The 23136-nt window shown below is 58.9% G+C and carries 21 protein-coding genes; 15 read left to right on the plus strand and 6 right to left on the minus strand.

The window, feature by feature from the left end:
• Window positions 1-99: 99 nt before the first annotated feature.
• The 11 genes from ACR0LF_RS06230 (at window position 100) to ACR0LF_RS06280 (ending at window position 12842) form a co-directional block, all read left to right on the plus strand.
• Entirely contained in the window at window positions 100-2211 is a 2112-nt protein-coding gene (locus ACR0LF_RS06230; RefSeq protein ID WP_480580584.1) for an ABC transporter ATP-binding protein, read from the plus strand.
• Window positions 2208-3719 (plus strand): ABC transporter substrate-binding protein, encoded by a 1512-nt coding sequence (locus ACR0LF_RS06235; RefSeq protein WP_480580582.1) that lies wholly within the window; start codon window positions 2208-2210, stop codon window positions 3717-3719. Before ACR0LF_RS06230 ends, ACR0LF_RS06235 begins: the two co-directional genes overlap by 4 nt.
• A 62-nt stretch (window positions 3720-3781) precedes the next feature.
• Entirely contained in the window at window positions 3782-4726 is a 945-nt protein-coding gene (locus ACR0LF_RS06240; protein WP_480580580.1) for an ABC transporter permease, read from the plus strand.
• 1 nt (window position 4727) lies between these two features.
• A complete protein-coding gene (locus ACR0LF_RS06245) occupies window positions 4728-5591 on the plus strand; it encodes an ABC transporter permease (protein WP_480580578.1) in 864 nt (287 codons plus the stop codon).
• 18 nt (window positions 5592-5609) lie between these two features.
• Window positions 5610-7403: a gamma-glutamyltransferase family protein gene (locus tag ACR0LF_RS06250; RefSeq protein ID WP_480580576.1), complete on the plus strand. Its 1794-nt coding sequence runs from the start codon at window positions 5610-5612 to the stop codon at window positions 7401-7403.
• Between the two features lies 1 nt (window position 7404).
• Window positions 7405-8154, plus strand: a complete 750-nt coding sequence (locus ACR0LF_RS06255) for a DUF1028 domain-containing protein (RefSeq protein WP_480580575.1) — start codon at window positions 7405-7407, stop codon at window positions 8152-8154.
• 3 nt (window positions 8155-8157) lie between these two features.
• Window positions 8158-8991, plus strand: a complete 834-nt coding sequence (locus tag ACR0LF_RS06260) for a sulfite exporter TauE/SafE family protein (RefSeq protein WP_480580574.1) — start codon at window positions 8158-8160, stop codon at window positions 8989-8991.
• A gap of 29 nt (window positions 8992-9020) precedes the next feature.
• Window positions 9021-9713 (plus strand): FadR/GntR family transcriptional regulator, encoded by a 693-nt coding sequence (locus ACR0LF_RS06265; protein ID WP_480580573.1) that lies wholly within the window; start codon window positions 9021-9023, stop codon window positions 9711-9713.
• A 216-nt stretch (window positions 9714-9929) separates the two neighbouring features.
• Entirely contained in the window at window positions 9930-11006 is a 1077-nt protein-coding gene (locus ACR0LF_RS06270) for a CobW family GTP-binding protein (RefSeq protein ID WP_480856147.1), read from the plus strand.
• A complete protein-coding gene (locus ACR0LF_RS06275; protein WP_480580569.1) occupies window positions 10999-12213 on the plus strand; it encodes a GTP-binding protein in 1215 nt (404 codons plus the stop codon). Before ACR0LF_RS06270 ends, ACR0LF_RS06275 begins: the two co-directional genes overlap by 8 nt.
• On the plus strand, window positions 12210-12842 hold the full coding sequence (locus ACR0LF_RS06280) for a DUF1826 domain-containing protein (protein WP_480580567.1): 633 nt from the start codon (window positions 12210-12212) through the stop codon (window positions 12840-12842). Before ACR0LF_RS06275 ends, ACR0LF_RS06280 begins: the two co-directional genes overlap by 4 nt.
• Window positions 12843-13014: 172 nt before the next feature.
• On the opposite strand, the gene ACR0LF_RS06285 is transcribed toward ACR0LF_RS06280, so the two are convergent.
• The 6 genes from ACR0LF_RS06285 to ACR0LF_RS06310 form a co-directional block, all read right to left on the minus strand.
• Window positions 13015-14010 carry an ABC transporter ATP-binding protein gene (locus tag ACR0LF_RS06285; RefSeq protein ID WP_480580566.1) on the minus strand — a complete coding sequence of 332 codons (996 nt, stop codon included), beginning with the start codon at window positions 14008-14010 and terminating at the stop codon, window positions 13015-13017.
• Window positions 14007-15041, minus strand: coding sequence for a Gfo/Idh/MocA family protein (locus tag ACR0LF_RS06290; RefSeq protein ID WP_480580564.1), 1035 nt, complete (start codon window positions 15039-15041; stop codon window positions 14007-14009). Before ACR0LF_RS06290 ends, ACR0LF_RS06285 begins: the two co-directional genes overlap by 4 nt.
• Window positions 15038-15877, minus strand: a complete 840-nt coding sequence (locus tag ACR0LF_RS06295) for a carbohydrate ABC transporter permease (protein ID WP_480580562.1) — start codon at window positions 15875-15877, stop codon at window positions 15038-15040. Before ACR0LF_RS06295 ends, ACR0LF_RS06290 begins: the two co-directional genes overlap by 4 nt.
• Before the next feature lie 10 nt (window positions 15878-15887).
• A complete protein-coding gene (locus ACR0LF_RS06300) occupies window positions 15888-16802 on the minus strand; it encodes a carbohydrate ABC transporter permease (RefSeq protein WP_480580560.1) in 915 nt (304 codons plus the stop codon).
• 69 nt (window positions 16803-16871) lie between these two features.
• A complete protein-coding gene (locus ACR0LF_RS06305) occupies window positions 16872-18122 on the minus strand; it encodes an ABC transporter substrate-binding protein (protein WP_480580558.1) in 1251 nt (416 codons plus the stop codon).
• Window positions 18119-19042: an N-acetylmuramic acid 6-phosphate etherase gene (locus ACR0LF_RS06310; protein ID WP_480580556.1), complete on the minus strand. Its 924-nt coding sequence runs from the start codon at window positions 19040-19042 to the stop codon at window positions 18119-18121. The genes ACR0LF_RS06305 and ACR0LF_RS06310 overlap by 4 nt, the downstream gene beginning before the upstream one ends.
• A gap of 159 nt (window positions 19043-19201) precedes the next feature.
• On the opposite strand from ACR0LF_RS06310, the gene ACR0LF_RS06315 reads away from it, so the two are divergent.
• The 4 genes from ACR0LF_RS06315 to nagA are packed head-to-tail and all read left to right on the plus strand — an operon-like array spanning window position 19202 to window position 23002.
• Window positions 19202-20089, plus strand: a complete 888-nt coding sequence (locus ACR0LF_RS06315) for a glucosamine kinase nucleotide-binding domain-containing protein (RefSeq protein WP_480580554.1) — start codon at window positions 19202-19204, stop codon at window positions 20087-20089.
• On the plus strand, window positions 20076-20831 hold the full coding sequence (locus tag ACR0LF_RS06320; protein WP_480580552.1) for a GntR family transcriptional regulator: 756 nt from the start codon (window positions 20076-20078) through the stop codon (window positions 20829-20831). The genes ACR0LF_RS06315 and ACR0LF_RS06320 overlap by 14 nt, the downstream gene beginning before the upstream one ends.
• A 12-nt stretch (window positions 20832-20843) precedes the next feature.
• Window positions 20844-21872, plus strand: coding sequence for an SIS domain-containing protein (locus tag ACR0LF_RS06325; RefSeq protein WP_480580550.1), 1029 nt, complete (start codon window positions 20844-20846; stop codon window positions 21870-21872).
• Entirely contained in the window at window positions 21869-23002 is a 1134-nt protein-coding gene (nagA, locus tag ACR0LF_RS06330; protein ID WP_480580548.1) for an N-acetylglucosamine-6-phosphate deacetylase, read from the plus strand. Before ACR0LF_RS06325 ends, nagA begins: the two co-directional genes overlap by 4 nt.
• Window positions 23003-23136: the final 134 nt, after the last annotated feature.

A 23136-nucleotide genomic window follows, 5' to 3' on the forward strand; every position in this document is an offset into this window, starting at 1 on the left:
ACGGCCGCTGGACCCGGAAAAAGAGCAACACAACCGTTGACAAGCATTTTTCAAAAATGCAACCAATTGGATATTGGTTGTACATAAAGGTTGACACCTGTGCCCGACCCAAGTTCCAGCTTCGAGCCTGACTCAAACACCGCAATCCTGAAGTTGTCGGCCTTCAGTCTGTCGTTTCGCGACCAACCCGCACCAGCAGTAGATGGGCTGGACCTGACGGTATCCGCGGGAGAAACCCTGTGCATTGTGGGTGAATCCGGATGTGGGAAATCCGTGACGGCCATGGCGCTGATGGGGTTGTTGCCGCGGGACGTCATCGACATCCCCTCGGGCCGATTGGAATTCGAAGGTCGCGCTTATGACCTGCGCTCGGAACAGCTGGACGCTGCAACGCGGGGCGACCGGATGGCGATGATCTTTCAGGAGCCGATGACCTCGCTCAACCCGGCGTTTCGGATCGGTGACCAGATCACCGAGGCCGTTCTGCATCATCGTCATTGCAGCCGCACTGAGGCTGCGGAAACCGCCCTGTCCATGTTGCGCCGTGTCGGTATCCCGGCCCCCGAACAGCGATTGAGCGAATACCCGCACCAGCTGTCCGGCGGTATGCGGCAGCGGGTGATGATTGCTATGGCGCTGATCAACAATCCGTCATTGCTGATCGCAGACGAGCCGACAACGGCGCTGGACGTGACCATTCAGGCGCAGATACTGGACCTGATCCGAGAGCTTCAGGCCGAAACCGGCATGGGATCCCTATTCATTACCCACGACCTTGGTGTTGTTGCCGAAATCGCCACGAATGTGGCTGTTATGTATGGGGGGGCAGATCGTCGAACGCGGCCCTGTAAACGCGGTGTTCGACGATCCGCAGCATCCCTATACCATCGGCCTCATGAGCTCGGTCCCGCGGATGACAGGATCGCGCGACCGGCTGATCACCGTGCCGGGCGCCGTGCCTTCGCTTGCCGATATGCCGGAAGGTTGCCGATTTCGCACCCGGTGCCCCTTTGCCACCGCGGACTGTGCCGAACGCCCGTCCTTGTCGGACATCGGGCAGGGGCACGCGGTCGCCTGCCACTATGCCCCTCTGGAACAGCTCAAGGGGGTCAGATGCGCGATGTAATCCTCGAGGCAAGGGGCCTCACCCGCCATTTCACACTTGGCACCGGGCTGTTCGAACGAAAAACCAAGGTGCGGGCCGTTGATGGGGTTTCGATGGCGGTTCGCAGGGGTGAAACCTTTGCCATCGTAGGTGAATCTGGTTGCGGGAAATCTACGCTTGCGCGCCTGTTGATGCGGTTGGATCGTCCGACATCCGGTCAGGTCCTGTTTGACGGGCAAGAAGTTCAGGACCTTGCCCGCCGCGATATGGCCCCGTTGCGCCAGCAGATGCAGTTCGTGTTCCAAGACCCGTTCTCGTCCCTGAACCCGCGGATGACGGTAGGCAAACTGGTCGGTGAACCGCTGGAGGTGCATTCTCCGCAGCTTGATGAAACCGCCCGCCGCCAGAAAGTTGCGGCGTTACTGGCGCAGGTTGGGTTGTTGCCGGATCACGCCAACCGGTATCCGCACGAGTTTTCGGGCGGTCAGAGACAGCGGATCGGAATTGCCCGCGCGCTGGCTTCGGGACCAAAGCTGCTTATCGGGGACGAGCCCGTTTCGGCACTGGATGTTTCGGTGCAGGCGCAGGTAGTCAATCTGTTGAATGACCTGAAACAGGATCTGGACCTCACGCTGGTTATCATTGCCCATGATTTGGCCGTCATCCGGCATATGAGCGACCGCATCGCCGTGATGTATCTGGGGCAGATGGTTGAAACCGGCCCCGCCGATCAGGTGTTTGAACACCCGCGCCATCCCTATACGCACGCCTTGCTGTCGGCGATCCCAGAGCCCGAACCGGGCCGTGAACGAGATCACGTGGCGCTGACCGGCGAAACACCAAGCCCGTCTTCACCGCCCGGCGGATGCCGGTTTCACACGCGCTGTCCATTTGCGCAGAACGATTGCCGAACCCTGACCCCCGTTCTGGATAGTGCAGGCCCGGATCACCACGTCGCCTGCCATCACTGGAAAACCATACCAGAGGCCGGAAAACCGGCCCCGCCCCGACGTCGAAGCGCCGGAGCAGAAGAGCGGTTCGCGCTGTATCGCGCGGCTGTCCAATCTCCACCGGCTTCTGCCGAAAACAGAGAGGAAAGATCATGAACGTCTTCAAGACCGGCCTGCTGGCCGGATTACTCGGCGCCAACGCCCTGAGCGCTCAGGCTGCCGATTTGCGCATCGCCCTGCAATCGGATGCGGACGTATTGGACCCCGATCAATCGCGCACTTTCGTGGGGCGCATTGTGTACGCGTCGATGTGTGACAAGCTTGTCGATATCACCCCTGACCTTGAGCTGATCCCGCAGCTGGCCACCGGCTGGGAGTGGAGCGAGGACGGTAAATCCCTGACCATGAAGCTGCGCGAAGGTGTCGTGTTCCACGACGGCACGCCGTTCAATGCGCAGGCTGTGGTGGACAATATCGATCGGTCGCAAAACCTTGAGGAATCTCGTCGTAAGTCCGAGCTGAAGTCCGTGACCGGCGTGGATGTGGTGGATGATTACACCGTTCGGTTCAACATGGCGGCCCCGGACGCGACCCTGCTGGCGCAGTTCGCCGACCGTTCGGGGATGATGGTTTCTCCAACAGCGGCCAAAGCGGCGGGTGCGGATTTCGGTTTGAACCCGGTCTGTTCAGGCCCGTTCAAATTCAAAGAGCGTGTCTCGCAGGACCGGATCGCACTGGAACGCTTCCCTGACTACTGGAACGCGGACCAGATTCATTTTGACAGCGTCACCTTCCTGCCGATCCCGGACACAACCGTGCGTCTGGCGAACCTACAATCGGGCGATATCGATATGCTGGAACGTCTGGCCGCAACCGATCTGGGGCAGGCCGAGGGCGACGCTGATATCAACGTCGAACGGGCCGTTTCGCTGGGCTATCAGGGGATCACCATCAATGTGAACAATGGCGAAAAGGGCGATAACCCCTGGGGTAACGACAAGCGTCTGCGCCAGGCGCTCAGCTATGCTTTGGACCGGGATGCGATCAATCAGGTGGTGTTCGAAGGTGCCTTTGCACCGGGCAATCAGCCTTTCCCGCCGACGTCACCTTGGTATGACGCCGATCACCCCGTGCCTGCCCGGGACGTGGAAAAAGCCAAGGCCTTGCTTGCCGAGGCTGGTTTCCCTGACGGGATCGACCTTGAGGTTCAGGTACCAAACACCACCGTCCCACTTCAATTGATGCAGGTGGTGCAGGCGATGGCGGCCGAGGCCGGGATAAATATCGAGATCACGTCCAAGGAATTTGCCACCCTGCTGGCCGATCAAAGCGCCGGGGACTATCAGGCCAGCCAGATTGGGTGGTCGGGCCGGGTCGATCCTGATGGCAATATCCATCAGTTCATGACCACTGGCGGTGGTATCAACGACAGCCACTATTCCGATCCGAAGGTGGACGAGTTTTTGAACACCGCCCGTGCCTCGACCGATTTCGATGCACGTAAGGCGGATTACGATGCAGCGCGGGACGTTCTGGCCGAAGATATGCCCATCGTGTACCTCTATCACCAAACATGGATCTGGGCGCTGGATGATGGTCTCAAAGGCTTCACCCCATATCCCGACGGGATGATCCGTCTGGAAGGTGTGACGCTGGAGAAATAAGCCACCCGCGACCCACCTGATCCTTAGGTCGGGCGGGTCGTCTTACCGAAAGCCCTGATCTCATGTTGTCCTTCATCCTGCGCCGCATTCTGATTGCGATCCCGACGATTCTGCTGATCTCGGTCTTTGTGTTCAGCCTGCAAAAGCTGCTGCCCGGCGATCCCGTACTGGCCATGGCGGGCGAAGAGCGCGATCCCGAAGTGCTGGAATTCCTGCGCGAGAAATACCGTTTGAACGATCCGATCCCGGTGCAGTATCTGACATGGGTCGGCAACGCGCTGCGCGGCGATTTGGGAATTTCGTTGCGGACCAATCAGCCGGTGACGGAACTGATTGGTGAAAAGCTGCCGGTGACCATTCAGTTGGCTGTCATGGCAATTCTGTTTGCGCTTGTGATCGGTATCCCGGCGGGCATTTTGTCTGCGGTTAAAAAAGGGACACTCACGGATTACGTCGCTAACATCGTGGCGCTGTCCGGCCTGTCGATTCCGAATTTCTGGCTGGGGATCATGCTGATCCTTCTGGTTTCGGTGAAACTCGACCTGTTGCCTGCCTCGGGCTATGTGCCCTTGTCCGAGGATCCGGTGAAATCGATCACAACCATGCTGATGCCAGCCTTTGTTTTGGGCACTGCGCTGGCCGCGACACTGATGCGGCATACACGCTCGGCCATGTTGGGGGTGTTGAAATCCGATTATGTGCGCACCGCCCGTGCCAAGGGGTTGCATGAACGGCGGGTGGTGCTGAAACATGCGTTCCGAAACGCGCTGACCCCGATCGTGACGCTGACGGCACTGCTGTTTGGCGAACTGATCGCAGGTGCCGTGTTGACCGAGCAGATCTTCACCATCCCTGGTTTCGGCAAGATGGTGGTCGATGCGGTCTTCAATCGGGACTATGCGGTGGTGCAGGGCATCGTTCTGGTCACCGCCGTCGGCTTCATCGTGATGAATCTGTTGGCCGATGTAGCCTATGTGCTGTTGAACCCGCGCCTGAGGACCTCCTGACATGACCGTTGCTGATCCGATCCTGACGCGCCGACCCGAAAGCCGGGTCTGGAAGAAGTTCCGCACGCACAAAAGCGCCATGCTGGGAGGCGTTCTGGTCGCGTTCTTCGTGCTGATCGCCCTGCTGGCCCCGATCCTGCCAGTGCCCGATCCTGCCGCCACTGACTGGGGCGCAGTGCGCAAACCGCCCACCGCCGCGCATCCCTTTGGCACTGATGAAATCGGTCGCGATGTGCTGGCGCGGATGATCTGGGGGGCGCAGGCGTCGCTACTGGCGGGCGTAGTGTCGGTGGGTATTGCTGTGATGCTGGGCGTACCGCTGGGCATTGTCGCCGGGTACTTCGGCGGTTGGATCGATGCCATCATCTCACGCTGCACCGAGGCGCTGCTGGCCGCACCGTTCTTGATCCTCGCCATTGCACTGGCCGCCTTTCTGGGGCCGTCACTGACCAATGCCATGATCGCCATTGGCCTGTCCGCGACACCGATTTTCATCCGATTGACACGAGGGCAGGTGCTGTCGGTTCGGGCCGAAGATTATGTGGCCTCTGCCCGTGCCATCGGGTTACCCACGTCGAAAATCCTCAGCCGCTACATCTTTCCCAACGTGCTGCCGCCGGTGCTGGTACAAGCAACGTTAACCATCGCCACGGCCATCATTGCCGAGGCTTCCTTGTCCTTTCTCGGCCTTGGCCAGCAACCGCCCGCACCCAGTTGGGGCTCGATGCTGAACACGGCCAAGAACTTCCTCAATCAGGCCCCTTGGATGGCCATGTGGCCAGGCATCGCGATCTTCCTCGTGGTGCTGGGGTTCAACCTTCAGGGCGACGGGCTGCGCGATGCGCTGGACCCGCGCGAACACTGAATTTCGGAGACCTAAAGCATGTCAGATTTCACCACCCGGCCTGAGATCCGAGGCACGTTCGGCGTCGTTACTTCGACCCATTGGATTGCCTCGGCTGTGGGGTTCGGCATTCTGGAAAAAGGTGGAAACGCCTTTGATGCCGCCGTTGCAACTGCGATGACCCTGCAAGTGGTCGAGCCACATCTGAATGGTCCCGCAGGTGATATGCCTGCCATTTTTCACTCGGCCAAAACCGGCAAGACCGAGGTCTTGTGCGCGCAAGGACCTGCACCCGCCGCTGCCACGATTGAGCACTACACCGGGCTGGGTCTGAACCTGATCCCCGGCTCGGGCCTGCTGGCCACAGTGATCCCGGGGGCGTTTGATGGCTGGATGCTGATGCTGCGCGACCATGGGTCATTGTCGCTGCGCGACGTGATGGAGCCGGCTATCGGCTATGCCCGTGATGGCCACCCTGTTTTGCCGCGGGTTGCGCATACCATCGCCGGCCTTTCGGATTTCTTTGAAGACGAATGGCCCGCATCCGCAGAAACATGGATGCCCGACGGCAAAGCGCCCGAGCCGCACAGCACCTTTGCAAACCCGGCGCTGGCGGCGGCCTATGAGCGGCTTGTGACGGATGCCGAGGCTGCCCATGAGGATCGGCTGGATCAGATTGATGCGGCTCGCCGTGCGTGGCGCGAGGGCTTTGTAGCGGATCGGATTTTTGAATACTTGGCTGATGCCAAGGTCATGGACGTGTCAGGTCAGCGCAACGGTGCGGTCATGACACGCAAAGACATGGCCGATTGGCAGGCGTCATACGAGGAGACGCTGACCTACGACTACAACGGCTGGACCGTCCACAAGACCCATGCGTGGAGTCAGGGGCCGGTCTTGTTGCAGGCGCTGGCGATCCTCAAAGGTATTGATCTTGGCGCGATGGACCCGAACGGGGCTGAGTTCGTGCATACGGTGATCGAGGCGATGAAGCTCGCCTATGCCGACCGCGAGGCCTATTACGGCGACCCGGCCCATAGTGATATTCCAATGGGCTACCTGCTGAGCGATGCCTATGCCGCGCAGCGCCGCGCCTTGATCAGCCCGGATGCCTCGTACGAACACCGCCCGGGCCGCGTTCCGGGGTACGAGCATCTGGCCGACGCCTATATCGCCCGCGCTGACCGCGATTTTGCCGCCAGGACAGGGGCCAGCGCCGGTGAGCCCACCATGTCGCATCTGACGGAAAAACGCGGAGATACCGTGCATCTGGACGTGATCGACCGCTGGGGCAACATGGTGGCAGCGACGCCGTCTGGCGGCTGGCTACAAAGCTCACCCGTCATTCCGGGTCTGGGCTTTCCGCTTAACAGCAGGGCGCAAATGTTCTGGCTTGAACCCGGCCTGCCAACCTCGCTGGCGCCCGGACGCAGACCGCGTACCACGCTGACGCCCAGCCTTGCGGAAAAGGATGGGGTTCAGTTGGTCTTTGGCACCCCCGGCGGCGATCAGCAGGATCAATGGCAACTGATCTGGTTCCTGCGCTTTGTTCATTTCGGGCTGGGCCTTCAGGAATGCATGGATGCGCCTTTGTTTCACTCGATGCATTTTCAGGGGTCTTTCTATCCACGCGCTGCCGCACCCGGCGAGATGATGATCGAAGAGACCTTTGGCGAAACTGTGATCGAAGACCTGCGGGCGCGGGGACACAAGATCACTGTGGCCGAGCCTTGGACGGTTGGCCGCCTTACGGCGGCCCTTCGCGAAAAAGACGGAACTTTGCGCGCTGCGGCCACGCCCCGGCTGATGCAGGCTTATGCAATAGGACGGTGACATGACGTATTCCCTGATCGCAAAAGACACTGAGACCGGTGCCATTGGCCTGATCGTGGCCAGCCGCTTTTTCGCCTGCGGCGCACGGGTTCCTTGCTTGGGTGCGTGCAGTGCGATTGCATCGCAGGCGTTTTCGAACCCGGTCTGGGGCACCGAAGGATTAAGGCGGCTGGAGGCCGGTGATTCCGCACAATCGGTTCTGGATGATCTTGTCGCCCGGGACACGGGCCGGGACGAACGGCAGGCGCATCTTATGGATGCAAATGGCGATTTCGCGGCTTACACAGGCGCTGCCTGCGTCGATTGGGCCGGGCACCGGATCGGCGAAGCTCATTCAGTTGCGGGCAATATGTTGACCGGGCCGGACGTGGTCGACGCGACTTTTGAGACCTACGCATCAAAAAGCGCTTTGCCGTTTCCCGAACGCCTGATGTCTGCGATGGAGGCCGGTGAGCGCGCAGGTGGTGACAAGCGCGGCAAACAGGCCGCTGGTCTGGTGATACACCGCGGCCAGTCCCATGCCTGGCTGGACATGCGCAGCGATGATCATGCCGACCCGCTGGCCGAGCTGCGGCGGTTATATGACGTGGCTGGTGAACGGTATCTGCATTTCGCCGAGGCCATGCCCAGTGAGCAGAATTTCTCGGGCAACCCCGACCGCACAGCGCTGGAAGATGCGATTGCACGCGCAGATGCGCAGCGTCAGGCGGAAGGTTGGCAAAGCCGCTCGTTTGCAAGCGACCCCGCGTGATGCATGGGCGGGATTGAGCTTTCAACTCTGGTAACGCTGATCGCCATAGCCGGTGCTGCCGGCGTTCTCGGTGGTATTCTGGCTGGATTGCTGGGGGTCGGGGGCGGGATCGTCATTGTCCCCGCGCTGTATTTTGCTTTGTCTCTGACCGGCAGCGATCCTTCCCTGACTATGCAGATTGCGGTGGGAACTTCGCTGGCAACGATCGTTTTCACTGCGCTGTCCTCAAGCTGGGGGCACTACAGGCGCGATGCTCTGGACATGACGCTTCTGAAGCGCTGGGCGCTTGCCATACTGGTGGGTGTGGTCATCGGTGGCCTGTTGGGCGGATTGGTCAGTGGCTATATTCTGGTCGCTGTTTTCGCAACGGTCGCGGCGCTGGTGTCGCTGGACATGATCTTTCGCAAATCCGGCAATGACGGCCCGCCACGCAGCTTTTCACCACGTGTTTGGACTGCGACCGGAGTGTTTGCAGGCGCGGTTTCCGCGATGATGGGCATCGGCGGTGGCACGGTTTGCGTGCCCGTATTGAACTTTCTGGGCTACGACATCCGTCGCGCCGTGGGCACCTCGGCGGCCATCGGATTTGTCATCGGTCTGCCCGGGGCGCTGATCTACGCGGGTACAGGTCTGGGGCAATCCGGACTGCCGCCTTTTTCCTTCGGTTACGTCAATCTGATCGCAGCCGCGATGATCATTCCGCTGACGACCAGCTTTGCCCATGTCGGGGTTCGCATCGCTCACACGATTTCGCAACGTGCCTTACGTCTTGCTTTTGGTGCCTTCCTGATGCTTACGTCCTTGCGCATGTTTTATGATCTGATCGGAGCGTTCTGACCTTGGGAAATTGTCCAACGGATACCGAATTGACCGCAGCCCTGCGGGCAGGAATCGAAAGCGGTGATTTCCTCAAGAACGGCAAGTTGCTGCCCGAGCGTGCCTTGGCAGAGGCGTTGGCCGTCACCCGCGCCCGAATGCGTCGCATTCTGGAGCAGTTGGAAGAAGACGGCACCGTGTTTCGCAGGCACGGGCAGGGGACATTCGTGTCGCCTCCGCCCGCCGTCGGTGCAAGCCCGTTTCGAGCCGTTGCCGCCAAGGTGATGCCGCGCGACGTCATGGAGGTGAGGTTGGAAATTGAACCTGCGCTGGCGGCTCTGGCGGCACAACGCGCAACGACGAAAGAATTGCGGACGCTTGAACAGCTGATGCGGGCCACTTTGGACGCGGCGGACACCCAGGCTTACGGGGTCGCGGACGATGTGTTTCATTACAAAATCGCCGAGCTGGCCCACAATCCGTTGTTCCTTACGGTGTATGACTCGATCCGTGCCGTGCGCAAGCAATCGGCCTGGACCCGGCAGCGTGAAACGCAATATTCGCCCTCGACCCTTGCGCGTCTGGGCGAGCAGCACGAGCAATTGTTCAGCAGTATCGCGTCGCGCGACAGCCAGGGGGCCGCGGAAGTCATGCAGTCGCACTTGCTTTCGGTTTCCAATGCGATGCTGCGCGCCAGGACCTATGGGCAAAATCAAGACCTGTCCGAACTGCATGACGGGTAGCTGACAATGAGTCAGTAAAATTGATGCGCTGGGTGGGGCTCTTACTTTTTTCGCCTTCTGCCTTTTGGCCGAAACAATCGGGTTCGTGCGAGCCTGTCTGGACAGCCCAATTCTTTTGTCATAGAGATGTAATGTTATTACATACAGAGACCAGCAATGTTTATGACCCACGCCTCAAAAACCCAGCCGGGTTCATTCGGAGATCTGCGAATTCCCGTGACGCTGCTCACCGGGTTTCTGGGCGCCGGAAAAACGACGCTGCTTAATCAGGTGCTATCGGACCCGTCCTCGGGACCAATTGCCGTCATTGTAAATGAGTTTGGTGAGGCAGGGCTGGACCACGATCTTATCGAAACGGTGGACGGTGAAGTCATGTTGATGTCATCGGGATGTCTGTGCTGTTCTGTCCGGGGTGATCTGTCAGAGACGTTCGTGAAATTGCTGGCGCGGCGCGATGAGGGTCTGCTGAATTTTGACCGCGTGGTGATTGAAACTACGGGACTGGCCGATCCGGGACCAATCCTGCAAACGCTTTTGGTGGACCCATATCTTGCGCGCAATACGCGAATGGACGGTGTCGTCACCGTCGTTGATGCGGTGAACGGACCTGCAACTTTGGATGCTCAATTCGAAGCCGTGTCTCAGGTGGCGCTAGCCGACCTGATTATTCTAAGCAAGATGGACCTGGTTCCTAACGCAGCGGCGAAGGCCATTTCGGAAAGGTTGCGAGGCCTAAATCCAACCGCCGATATTGTTTGCCCGTCAGATCGCGATTTCACCCCGCGCAAGCTTTGGAACCTGACGAGCATGCGGGAAGACGCGCCTCAGCAGGACGCTATTGCATGGACAACTCCCAAAGGTGCGGATGATCCTCTGGGCAATCTCTCAGGAATATGGCCCACCTCTGCGGCGAACCCTGTGACCACGTCCGAGTTTCGTCGTCACGATACGGATATAACGTCCATATCCGTGGTGCTGGACGAGGCGTTGAGCGATGACGTGTTCGACAAGTGGTTCGACACACTGATCGCCTACAAGGGCCGCGACCTTCTGCGCGTGAAAGGCATCTTGTTTTTGGACGGGATCGACACCCCATTCGCGTTCCATGGCGTCCAACTCATCTTTGATCCGCCGGTTCCTTTGAAGAACTGGACCGGCACAGACCGGTGCACCCGCATCGTTTTCATCGGTCGCAATCTGAGCCGGCCGGAAATCCAGCGCAGCCTCGATTTGTTGCGCAAGGCACACCCTACCCACAGCCAAAATGCTACGGAGTTGCAAGGCAATGACTGATACCCGACTACCCGTAACCGTCCTTTCCGGATTTCTCGGCGCTGGCAAAACAACTTTGCTCAATCGCGTCCTGAACAACCGTGAAGGACGTCGCGTGGCCGTCATCGTGAACGACATGTCAGAGGTGAACATCGATGCAGATCTCGTGCGCGCCGATACCGAATTGTCGCATACCGATGAAACACTGGTTGAGATGTCGAACGGGTGTATTTGCTGCACATTGCGCGATGATCTGTTGCAGGAGGTACGTCGCTTGGCGGAGGATGGCCGTTTTGATTACTTGCTGATCGAATCCACCGGTATTTCGGAACCGCTTCCGGTCGCAGCCACTTTCGATTTCCGGGATGAATTGGGCGAAAGCCTGTCCGATGTGTCGCGCCTTGATACCATGGTGACCGTCGTGGATGCGGTGAACCTGTTGCAGGACTATTCCAGCCACGACTTCCTGAAGGACCGTGGTGAAACTCTGGGTGAGGAAGACGACCGAACTTTGGTCAACCTGCTGGTGGAACAGATCGAATTCGCGGACGTTGTGATCCTGAACAAAGTGGCCGATGCGGGCCCCGAGCGCACGGATGCGGCCCGCAAGATCATACGCAGCCTGAACGCGGATGCCCGTATCATCGAAACCAACCACTCGGACGTTGCCGCGGAAGCAATCCTTGATACAGGCATGTTTGATTTCGAAAAAGCCCATGAGCACCCGATGTGGGCGAAAGAGCTTTACGGGTTCGCCGAACACGTTCCCGAAACCGAGGAATATGGTGTCGCCAGTTTTGTCTACCGCGCGCGGCAACCGTTTGAGCCTGAAAAAATTCTGAAAGTCCTGAACGGAGATTTGCCTGGCGTGATCCGCGCAAAAGGGCATTTCTGGCTGGCAACGCGCCCCAATTGGGTGGCCGAATTCTCGATGGCGGGGGCGCTGTCGTCCGTCAAACCCTTGGGCACATGGTGGGCTTCGATCCCGAAAGAGCGCTGGCCGGATCATGAAAGCGCGCGGGCGTACATGCAGGCGCATTGGGCCGAGCCCTGGGGTGACCGTCGGCAAGAGATCGTGTTCATCGGGTCTGGCATCGACTGGCCGACCCTGAAGGCACGGCTGGACGCATGTCTGGTTCCTGAAGACATTGCCGCCGGACCGGATGCATTGCCGCTGGACCTGCCCGACCCGTTCCCCGGTTGGCGACGTGAGGGAGAAGCGGCATGAACGTAGTGCAGACAGAGATCAGAAACGCTGCGGTCGGTGTTGGTATCGCGGACAAGCCCGATGATCTGGAGGCGATCCGCAGACCGGGTTGCGCCGCCACGATCTGGCGCAGACAACCGCCGCGGGGGTTTCAGGACTGGATCGATGGGTTGCACCCGGATCAGCTGCCAGCAACCCGGACGGTCCTGCGTGCTGCTGCGGTAGGAGAGGCCGTTCAGCATTTGTGCGACGTCGCAGGTATGAGGGAATGCCCGGAGCGCACGTGGCTGGTGGATGACATTGCCGACCTGTCGGCGCGGTTTGCCGATACCATGCGCGCGCCGTACCTGCGGTTACGCCTTGGCGTCGTCAAAACGAACGCCTGCCGAAAGTTCCACATTGACGCGATCATGGCGCGTTTGATCTGCACCTACCGGGGTACAGGCACTCAATACGGCATTTCGACCGATGGGGCCGAGCCGCGAAAAGTGTTCACTGTCGCCACCGGCTCACCCATGGTGATGCGCGGCACACTTTGGCCTGAAACGCCCGCCACTGGTTTGTTGCACCGCTCTCCGCCCATTGAGGGTTCTGGGGAAACCCGTCTGGTTCTGGTGCTTGACCCTGTTTTCGATCTTGAAGACGCTTAGAGGCCGCAAACATCTTAGATAGATCGGGCGGTGGTAAGACTCTGTAGCGGAGAGTGCCACCGCCTTATAGTTGCGCCTTGCTGGAACACCGGCGCGAGATTTTAGATGTGGCCGCGAAGAGCGTAGACCTTTCTGCGTGTCAGAACCCCTTTTATGGCAAAAGCAGGAGCTGTTACTCCAAGCGCGCGCCATGAGAGTCGAAACGATAGACCCGGCTTGGTGAATACCCGAACCGGATGGTCTGGCCCGCATCTACCTGATGCTGCCCGAACAGGCGTGCAGTGATCTGATGGTCCTGCATCCTCGCGATCACATTGGTGTCGCCACCCAGATGCTCGACATGAGTAACACTTGCCGTGACCGGGCCATCGTCCGCCAGAAACAGATCCTCTGGGCGGATGCCGGTGGTAATGTCTGAACCTTCGCCAATCAGGCTGGCGGGAAAGAAATTCATCGACGGGGCACCAAGGAAACCCGCCACAAACTGGTTTGCGGGGTTGTTATACAGATCCATCGGGCTGCCGACCTGCTCAACGCGCCCGTCACGCAGCACGACGATCTTGTCGGCGAGTGTCATTGCCTCTGTCTGGTCGTGGGTTACATAGATCATCGAGGCGTCGAGTTGTTGGTGTAGGTTTGCGATTTCCAGACGTGTGTTCATGCGCAAAGCCGCGTCCAGATTGGACAGCGGTTCGTCGAACAGGAACAGCTTGGGTTCGCGCACGATGGCGCGGCCAATGGCGACACGCTGGCGTTGGCCGCCGGACAGTTCGGAGGGGTAGCGGTCGATATAGGGTTCAAGGTTCAGCATCTTGCTGGCCTTGGCGACACGCTCTTCGATGACCTGCTTGCTCTGACCTTCCTGTTTCAGCGCCAGCGACATGTTCTTGCGCACGTTCAGATGGGGGTAGAGTGCGTAGCTCTGGAACACCATCGCGATGCCACGCTTGGAGGGCGGGGTGAGGTTCATAAGCTCTCCGTCGATACGCACTTCGCCCGAAGTTACATCTTCGAGCCCTGCGATCACACGCAAAAGGGTCGACTTCCCGCAACCCGAGGGGCCAACGAAGACGACGAACTCGCCGTCCTCCACTTCTATATTGATATCCTTGAGAACCTCGACGGAGCCGAAGGATTTGTTCACGTTCGTAAGCGTCAGGGCGGTCATTTGGTTGCCTCTTTCAGCAAAATGGGTTGGCCGGTGCGGATGCTTTCGTCGGCGGCCAGACAGATGGCCAGCGATTTCACGGCGTCGTTCATGTGGCGGGTCAGGTCGATATCCTCGGCGATGGCGCGCAGCATGTAGGCTTGTTCGGTGTCGCAGAGCTCCTGATGACCGGGTTCATCGGGCATATCTATTGTCTGGTCACCCTCGGGGCGGTGGATCAGAAGGCCACCGACCTTGGTGTGGCCGTCGATATCGGACGATGCGCCTTTGTTGCCGTCGGTGATCGAGACCGATCCGTTGGGCGAGATGATGTCTTTCACAAAGAACGCGGTCTCAGACATCATCGGGCCCCAGCCAGCCTCATACCAGCCGACCGAGCCGTCCTCAAAGATCACCTGAAACTGGCCGTAGTTATACATGTCATGGGCGATCTCATCGCTTAGCCGTACACCCATGCCATGCACGCGAACGGGGTCGGAGTCGGTGATCTGGCACATGACGTCGACATAATGCACACCGCAATCGACGATGGGCGAGGTGGTCTGCATCAGGGCCTTGTGCGTTTCCCACTCAGCGCCCGAGGACTGTTGGTTCAGGTTCAGGCGGAAGACATACGGCCCACCCAAATCGCGGGCCTCAGCGATCAGGCGCATCCATGAGGGGTGGTGCCGCAGGATGTAGCCGATGACCAGTTTGCGGTTGGTCTCAATGGCTTTGGCGACGACGCGTTTGGCATCGGCCACCGTGGTTGCCAAAGGTTTTTCAACAAAGACATGCGCGCCTGCCTCCATCGCAGCGCAGGCAAAGTCAGCGTGGCTGTCAGAATAGGTCGCGACGACCACCAATTCCGGTTTGGTCTCATTCAGAGCAGCGTGAAAATCCGAATAGGTCGGATAGGCTGACAGATCAGGATGGTCCACCCGCCCGGACCGGTTCACCAGCCCCACGATCTGCGCGTCCGGGTGGTGGTGGTGGGCCAGCGCGTGGCATAGGCCCATATTGCCGAGGCCAGCGATCAGAACATTGGTCATTTGACAGCTCCTGAAGTGATGCCCCGGATCAGTTGGCGCGAGAAGATGACATAGAGCACCAGCACCGGCAGGATTGCCATGCTAAGCGCCGACAGAACCGCGTTCCAGTCGGTCACAAACTGGCCGATAAAGACCTGGCTGCCCAGCGTCAGGGTCTTGGTCTCCTCAGACGGGGCGAGGATCAGCGGGAACCACAGATCGTTCCAGATCGGGATCATGTTGAACACGGCGACGGTTGCCATGGCAGGGCGGACGAGGGGCAGGACCAACCGGAAGAAGATCGTGTATTCGGACAACCCGTCGACACGGCCCGCATTTTTCAGATCGTCCGAAACCTGCCGCATGAATTCGGACAGAATGAACACGGCCAGCGGTAATCCTTGCGCCGTGTAGACGAGGATCAGCGCCCAAAGCGTGTTCACCAGACCGGTGGCCACCATAAGTTCCAGAATGGCAACCGTGCCGATACGGATCGGGATCATGATCCCCAGCGCCAGATAAAGACCCATCAGCATGTTGCCCTTGAACCGGTATTCGCTGAGCGCGAAAGCGGCCATGGCCCCGAACAGCAGAATGAAGGCGAGTGACACAACGGTGACGATCAGCGAGTTCTGGAAGTAGAGGAAGAAATCCCCCTGTTTCATCACCGTCTGGTAGCCGATCAGCGAGAAACTCTCGGCATCGGGCAGGGCGAGCGGCTCGCGAAAGATGGCGCGGCGGGTCTTGAAGCTGTTGATGATAATCACGAAGACCGGGAACAGGGCGATCAGGGTATACAGGATCAGCGCCCCGTGCATCGCGGCAGTGTTCAGCGGGTTATGGCGTGCTTTGTTCATTGCGGGACCCTCACAGCTGATACCGGCGCATCCGGGTTTGGATGCCGAAGAGGTAGATGCAGACACCCACAAGGATGATCGCAAACATGGCCCCTGCGATGGCGGATCCCATATGCGGATCGCCAAGTTGCAGCTGGAAGCCGAAGAAGGTGCGGTACATGAAGGTCCCAAGGATGTCGGTCGAGAAATCGGGGCCCGCCAGTGCGCCTTGCGAGACGTAGATCAGGTCAAACGCGTTGAAATTACCCACGAATGTCAGGATTGAGATGATCCCGATTGACGGCAGGATCAGTGGCAGCTTGATCTTCCAAAAGGCGGAGGCTCCGGTGATGCCATCAATCTCTCCGGCCTCAAGGATCTCTTCGGGGATCGACAGCAGGGCGGCATAGATCAGCATCATCGGGATACCGACAAATTGCCAGACAGACACCAATGCCAGCGTGGTCAGGGCGTATTCTTCCTTGCCCAGCCAAGGCGCGAACAGAGATTTCAGGCCAACAGCGTCCAGCATCGAGGGTGCAATGCCCCAAAGCGGAGACAGGATAAGCTTCCAGGCAAAACCCACGATCACGAAACTCAGGATTGTCGGGATAAAAATTGCTGATCGATAGAGCGCGGCAAAGCGCAACCGTGGATGTGACAAGATCGCAGCCAGCGCGATGCCGATGGGGTTTTGGACCAGCATATGGATGAGGAAGAACCAGAAATTGTTGCCCAGAGCATTCCAGAACTGCTCAGACCACAGCGGATCAAAGAACAGGGTGCGGAAGTTTTCCAGCCCTACATAGATGCGTGTTTGATCGACCTCTGAGAACAGTGCAAGACGCAGTGTGTTGAACAAGGGGAAGATCATCACCGCCGTGTAAACCAGCACCGCAGGGGCGAGGAATACGGCAATGTGCCAGCGTATGCGGCGGGTCTGCATAGGACTCTCCTGGGAAAGAAGGGCCGAACGCGGCGCGTTGGGCCGCGTCCGGTGTAAGTTGCTCAGGTTTTATTGATGTGGCGCATACCAGCTGGCCAGACCGTCCTGCAGGCGCTGACCAGCGTCCGCTGGGCTTTCCGCGCCTCTCACAACATTGGCAGACGCGTTCCATGTCTCTAGTTCGAGGTTCGGTTCGCCGCGCGACAGGATTTGGTAGGTCGACCGGATCGTGGTTTCGCAGTCTCCGCGCCAGCTGACAAATTCTTTCGCAAGCGGGTCTTCCAACTCGACCGGCTCATTCGACAGCGGGAAGAAGCCAGGCAGTGCGTTGCCGAAGATATTGGCGAATTCGGGGGACGCGACCCAGGCAAGGAATGTCCGCGCTGCCTCGGGGTTTTCGGTGGCCGCGTTCATGCCGATGCCAATGTCCGTATGGTCAGAGATATAGCAGGTGTCACCTGCATTCCGAACTGGCGGCTTGAAGGCGCCCATCTCGAAATCGGCCTGAGTGTTGAAGCCTGAAATCTCCCAGCTGCCAGCCGGGTAGATGGCTGCGCGGCCGAGGGTGAAAAGGTTCTGGCTGTCGGGATAGGTCTGGGCCTCAAATCCGTCGCCAAGATAGGCACCCCACTTGGCCAATGTTTCATATGGTGCGACCCACTGTTCGTCGGTCAGCTTTTGAGTGCCTTCAATCAGTGCAAGACGGCCTTCTTCACCATTCCAGTAGTTGGGCCCGATGTTGTTGTAGCCCATCGTGGCGGCCTCCCACTGATCGGTGGTGCCCATTGCCATCGGAATATAGGTGCCGTCTTCCTTGATCTTGTCCAATGCAGCAAAGAACTCGGCCTCGGTGGTCGGAACTTCGATACCCAGCTCATTGAATGCGTCTTTATTGTAGATGAAGCCGTGGATCACAGAAGCCATCGGTACACAGAACGTGGCTGACCCATCATCGGTCTGCCAAGCCGCTTTCGCCACGTTCGAGAAGTTTGACATCGCGTCCAGATCAGACAGGTCTGCCAGATGCCCGCCGTCATACAGCCCCAGCGAGCGGTCAAACGGGCGGCATGTAATGATGTCACCGGCAGAGCCGGCCTCGAGCTTGGCATTCAGTGCCGCGTCATATTCCGTAGGCGCAAAGGGGGAAAAGACCAGTTTGATACCCGGATGCTGGGCCTCGAACGCCGGAATGATCTTTTCCTGCCAAAGGGCTAGGTCGTCATTTCGCCAGCTTTCGATCGTCAGCGTGGCCTCTTGCGCATAGGCGCTTGTGACCAGTGCCGTACTCATCAGAGCGAGGCTTAGAACTTTGCGTTTCATTTGGTTTCTCCCAGGTTGCTGTTTTCGTTGTCTTGATTCAGTTGGTTCATCGCGGGGCGCAGATGGCCATTTGTTTCGTTCAACAGGACGTGTGCGTCCTCGACCGATCCGGCCCCTGCGGCGAGGAGGGCCGCGCATTTGAGGTTGCCTCTCGCGGTCTTTAGCGCGGCATCAGCGCGTTCGGGTGTCGCACCGGTCAGTTGGCAGACAATGCCGTTGGCCCGAGCGCGCAGCTTGTCATTATCTGCTCGCAGATTGATCATCATGCCGTCCTGAATATGGCCAAGCTCTATGGCCATCAGCGTCGACAACATATTGAGGGCGATTTTCTGTGCCGTCCCGGCCCCCATTCGGGTCGAGCCTGAAACCAATTCAGGGGGCGTAGAGAGCAACACGGCGTGGTCTGCCAGCTCCAACAATTGCGAACCCGCGTTGTTCGCAATCCCGATCACGGGCGTTCCCGTGTCGCGCGCCAACCTTGCGGCGGCGACAGTATAAGGAGTGGTGCCGCTGGCAGAGACTGCGATGAGCGTATCGGCAGCGTCCATATCGGCCAATTCATGTGCTAGCCCGTCAACGGCGTCTTCCACATCGCCCGGCATTTCAGCCGTGGTCGGCAATCCACCCGCCATGTGAATGCGGATTTGCGCGGAGGGGATCGAGAAGGTTCCACCCAGTTCCAGTGCGTCCGCAGCAGCCATCAGGCCAGAGGATCCTGCCGCAAGATAGCGAAGCTTACCGCCGGACCGGATTGTGTTGGCCATGGACTTCGCTCCGCCGCAAATCGGGGCAACGGCATCAAGGGTAGCCTGCGCGGCCGTCGCCTGCGACTTGGCCAGAAGGGTGGCCACCTCGGTCAGCGGGCGGGTGTCGAGCCCATTCGCATCCTGATGCAATTGTTCCGTCGCTGGCGTGATCAAGTGATTCTCCCCCAAGAGCTTTCAAAATCATACCTTTTAAATACCATTAGTCTACCATTTTATTTTTCACCCGATATTTCACCGCATTAAGGCGAAAATTGGCTATTTGGTTGTATTTAGGACTTCTAAATTTCCGAAAGGTATTATAAAGGTATTTATATGGTTCAAGTCTCAAAATCTCTGATTCTGGCTGTCGACGGGGGTGGAACACGTTGCCGTCTTGCCGTTCATGATGGCGGCGCGACACATAGGGTCGAGGTCGGCGCGGCAAATGTGTCCACGGATTTCGATGCCGCCTGCATTGAGTTGCGGCGCGGTCTGGAAGCGCTTGCATCTCAGTCTGGTTATTCCAGGGACGAGCTTGCAAAAGCGCCCGCCTATCTGGGGCTGGCCGGGATTACGGGAGACGCGATTGCCGGAAAACTTGCGGCGGCTTTGCCGTTTCAGCATGTGCGGATCGAAGATGACCGGGCAGCGTCGTTGCGCGGCGCGCTGGGCCCTCGGGACGGATGTGTTACGCATTGCGGCACGGGGTCTTTTATCGCGATGCAAAGGGGCAAAGAGATGCGGTTTGCTGGTGGCTGGGGCCCGGTCCTTGGCGATCAGGCCTCTGCGCAATGGGTTGGCAAACGGGCGTTGTCCAAAGCGCTGGAATACACGGATGACGTGACCGGGCCTTCGCAATTGGTGCAGGATCTGTTGTCCCGGTATGGCGGAGCGGCTGGTATCGTGCGGGCGGCGGCTGAGATGACCCCATCCGAATTCGGGGCTCTGGCCCCGACCGTTACGACGTTCGCTGATCAAGGCGACGCACTGGCCATATCCATACTGCAGGATGGAGCAGGCTATCTTGCGGGCATGATGGTGAAAATGGGGTGGGTCGCGGATTTGCCGATTTGTCTGACCGGGGGTATTGGCCCCCTCTACGCGCCTTATCTGCCCTCAGACATGCAGTCTGTTTTGGTCCAGCCTGCAGGTGACCCACTGTCCGGCGCACTGGCGTTGGCCCGGGCCTATCAGGAGGAAATCGAACATGAATGTAGCTGATTTCCTGCGACCGGAAGGATGGTTGGGGCATAGTTCAGGCCCGCGATACGTACAACTTCGTCAACGTCTCGAGCAAGGGATCGAGGATGGCATCCTGCCGCCCAACAGTTCGCTGCCACCCGAGAGGGAAATCGCCGAGCTGACCGACCTGTCGCGTGTGACCGTGCGCAAGGCCATTCAGGAACTGGTGCGCAAGGGCGCGATCGAACAACGGCAGGGGTCTGGTTCTTTTGTTCGGGAACCCGTGGCCAAGGTCGAACAGTCCTTGTCCCACCTGACCTCGTTTACCGAAGACATGGAGAGGCGTGGGCTCAAGACGACCTCAACGTGGCTGGAGCGTGGGATATTTCTGCCGTCGCCCGAGGAAATGATGGCATTGGGCCTGTCGGCCAACGAACAGGTTGCCCGCATTTACCGCCTGCGAGAGGCCGGAGGTCGCCCGATGGCGCTGGAACGGGCAGCTCTGCCGCTCGATATCCTGCCAAACCCCACCGATGTCGCGGGGTCGCTTTATACCGTTCTTGAACAATCCGGTCACCGGCCGGTGCGCGCGATCCAGAAAATTTCCGCCATCAACCTTGAAGCGCCCGAGGCGGAACTTCTGGATGTTGCGGAAGGCACCGCGGGGCTTCGGATTCAACGGACCTCTTATCTGGAAAGCGGGCGGGTCGCTGAATTGACCCGTTCAATCTATCGCGGCGATGCCTATGACTTTGTGGCCGAGCTGCGCCTGTCAAACTGAAAGCCTGGGAAAATGTCTGACACAACCACTCAAATGCGGCGGGAAATCAATGAGATACCCGACGCCGTAGACCGCCTGTTGACCGAGGGCGCGGATTTGATCGCACAAACCGCTGACGAAATCCGGGCCCGTGATCCGCGCTTTCTGATCTCGGTGGCGCGGGGGTCTTCGGATCACGCCTGTAGTTTTCTGAAATACGCATCAGAACTGTTGCTCGGTCTGCCGATGGCGTCAGTTGGACCGTCGGTCAAATCCATCTACGGCGTAGACATGCGCTGCGACGACGCAATCTGCATTTCAGTTTCGCAATCCGGGCAAAGCCCGGACATTGTACAATTGACGCAATCGGTGACGTCCGGAGGCGCTTATTCGGTTGCAATCACGAACAACACTGCCTCTGCCTTGGCCGAAGTGGCAACAGCGACGCTGCCAATTCATGCGGGCCCTGAACTGAGCGTGGCCGCGACCAAGACATTCGTGACCTCTTTGGTGGCTGGCCTGTGGCTGATCGCGCAAGTGAAGCGGGATGATCTCTTGTTGCGCGCGATCCACGGTTTGCCGGACAGCCTGTCAGCAGCCATCGCCTGTGACTGGAGTGCTGTTGCCGATGCCGTTGATGGTCGCTCGTTGTTTACTTTGGGGCGGGGCATGTCATTGGCAATTTCCAATGAAGCCGCATTGAAATTCAAGGAAACCTGCCAGATTCACGCGGAAAGCTATTCGGCGGCAGAGGTTTTGCACGGTCCTGTTTCCATCGTGGATCACGGCTTTCCTGTCCTTGCGTTGTCGTCCGGGGACGCAACCGAAGCCAATCTGGCCGAAGTTGCGGATGAGTTGGCTGCGAAAGGGGCTGAAGTTTTTGCCACGACCAGCCGCGTGAAACGCGCCACAGTGTTGCCGCATGTCCGGACATCGCATTGGATGACGGACGCCATACCAACCATTGCATCGTTTTATGGAATGGTTGAGAAGGTCGCCACGCAACGCGGGGTTGACCCCGACACGCCGCGCCATCTGAAGAAAGTAACGGAAACGGTATGACTGGGTCTTCGATCACCTATGCAGGTGGCCCTATCTTTGACGGCACCGAACTGCGTGAAGGGTGTGCCGCGCGGTTCCAAAACGGGGTGTTGGATGCGCTTATCTCCGAAGATCAAGTAACGGGCGATGATCGGATCGAGGATCTGTCGGGTAGCATTCTCAGCCCGGGTTATGTCGATTTGCAGGTCAACGGTGGCGGTGGCGTTATGTTCAACGACGAACCTTCTGTTGGCACGCTGGAACGGATCGCGGCGGCCCATCGCGGGTTAGGTGCCACGCGTATCCTGCCGACGTTGATCACGGATACGGCCGAGAAAACCAGGGCCGCTATTGATGCCGCGATCGAGGCCGTTCGGACCGGTGTTCCAGGCATCGCGGGACTGCATCTGGAAGGTCCGCACTTGTCTGAGCGTCGCAAAGGGGCGCATGATGCCGGCTTGATCCGCCCGATGCAGCAAGCCGATCTGGACACCATCGTTCGCGCTGCGAAACGCCTGCCCGCATTGATGGTCACGCTAGCGCCAGAAAGTACGACTGTGCATCAGGTCGACGCTTTGAAACGTGCCGGTGTGATCGTTTCGCTGGGTCACACGGATGCGTCGTTTGAGACCTGCAAGGCGTTCGCCGAGGCTGGGGCGCAATGTGCCACGCATTTGTTCAATGCAATGAGCCAACTTGGCAGCCGCGCGCCGGGATTGGTCGGCGCGGCGTTGTCCTGCGGGTCAATGTCAGCAGGGCTGATCGCGGATGGTATCCACGTTCATCCCCAAACGATGCGGACCGCGTGGGCCGCCAAGCGCGGTCCGGGCCGGATTTTCCTTGTCAGCGACGCGATGGCCGTTGCCGGTACGTCAAAGACAGAGTTTCAGTTGGAGGGCCGTTCGATCCGGCGAGAAAACGGTCGGCTGACTTTGCAGGATGGGACTCTGGCCGGGGCGGATTTGTGCCTGACCAAGGCAATACAGGTTCTGTCGCAGCAGGCGGGAATTCCATTGGGTGAGGCCCTTGCGGCAGCAACGAGTGTTCCGCATCGGATGATTTCCGGGCAGGGTGAAGCGCGAAGGCCAAGTCTGTCACAGGTGATATTGATTGCTCCGGATTTGTCCGAGGCCAGACCCGCGCGGCCGTAATCAGCTTTGGCTGAATGGGGTTGGTCTACGTGTAAAGCACAGGTGATCCACCATGCCTTTAAGCAGATAAATCTGGATGTGTCGCAAACTATTGGAACGGCCAAAGTTAGCGACGTACTGGACACACCTATCCT

It is taken from the genome of Ruegeria sp. E8, from assembly GCF_056533985.1.

What these genes read in the sequence shown, in the direction of transcription:
- ACR0LF_RS06235 (WP_480580582.1), top strand. Translation starts at nt 2,208, where the DNA reads ATGAACGTCTTCAAGACCGGCCTGCTGGCCGGATTACTCGGCGCCAAC.
- ACR0LF_RS06240 (WP_480580580.1), top strand. Translation starts at nt 3,782, where the DNA reads ATGTTGTCCTTCATCCTGCGCCGCATTCTGATTGCGATCCCGACGATT.
- ACR0LF_RS06245 (WP_480580578.1), top strand. Translation starts at nt 4,728, where the DNA reads ATGACCGTTGCTGATCCGATCCTGACGCGCCGACCCGAAAGCCGGGTC.
- ACR0LF_RS06250 (WP_480580576.1), top strand. Translation starts at nt 5,610, where the DNA reads ATGTCAGATTTCACCACCCGGCCTGAGATCCGAGGCACGTTCGGCGTC.
- ACR0LF_RS06255 (WP_480580575.1), top strand. Translation starts at nt 7,405, where the DNA reads ATGACGTATTCCCTGATCGCAAAAGACACTGAGACCGGTGCCATTGGC.
- ACR0LF_RS06260 (WP_480580574.1), top strand. Translation starts at nt 8,158, where the DNA reads ATGGGCGGGATTGAGCTTTCAACTCTGGTAACGCTGATCGCCATAGCC.
- ACR0LF_RS06275 (WP_480580569.1), top strand. Translation starts at nt 10,999, where the DNA reads ATGACTGATACCCGACTACCCGTAACCGTCCTTTCCGGATTTCTCGGC.
- ACR0LF_RS06280 (WP_480580567.1), top strand. Translation starts at nt 12,210, where the DNA reads ATGAACGTAGTGCAGACAGAGATCAGAAACGCTGCGGTCGGTGTTGGT.
- ACR0LF_RS06285 (WP_480580566.1), bottom strand. Translation starts at nt 14,010, where the DNA reads ATGACCGCCCTGACGCTTACGAACGTGAACAAATCCTTCGGCTCCGTC.
- ACR0LF_RS06290 (WP_480580564.1), bottom strand. Translation starts at nt 15,041, where the DNA reads ATGACCAATGTTCTGATCGCTGGCCTCGGCAATATGGGCCTATGCCAC.
- ACR0LF_RS06295 (WP_480580562.1), bottom strand. Translation starts at nt 15,877, where the DNA reads ATGAACAAAGCACGCCATAACCCGCTGAACACTGCCGCGATGCACGGG.
- ACR0LF_RS06300 (WP_480580560.1), bottom strand. Translation starts at nt 16,802, where the DNA reads ATGCAGACCCGCCGCATACGCTGGCACATTGCCGTATTCCTCGCCCCT.
- ACR0LF_RS06305 (WP_480580558.1), bottom strand. Translation starts at nt 18,122, where the DNA reads ATGAAACGCAAAGTTCTAAGCCTCGCTCTGATGAGTACGGCACTGGTC.
- ACR0LF_RS06315 (WP_480580554.1), top strand. Translation starts at nt 19,202, where the DNA reads ATGGTTCAAGTCTCAAAATCTCTGATTCTGGCTGTCGACGGGGGTGGA.
- ACR0LF_RS06320 (WP_480580552.1), top strand. Translation starts at nt 20,076, where the DNA reads ATGAATGTAGCTGATTTCCTGCGACCGGAAGGATGGTTGGGGCATAGT.
- ACR0LF_RS06325 (WP_480580550.1), top strand. Translation starts at nt 20,844, where the DNA reads ATGTCTGACACAACCACTCAAATGCGGCGGGAAATCAATGAGATACCC.
- nagA (WP_480580548.1), top strand. Translation starts at nt 21,869, where the DNA reads ATGACTGGGTCTTCGATCACCTATGCAGGTGGCCCTATCTTTGACGGC.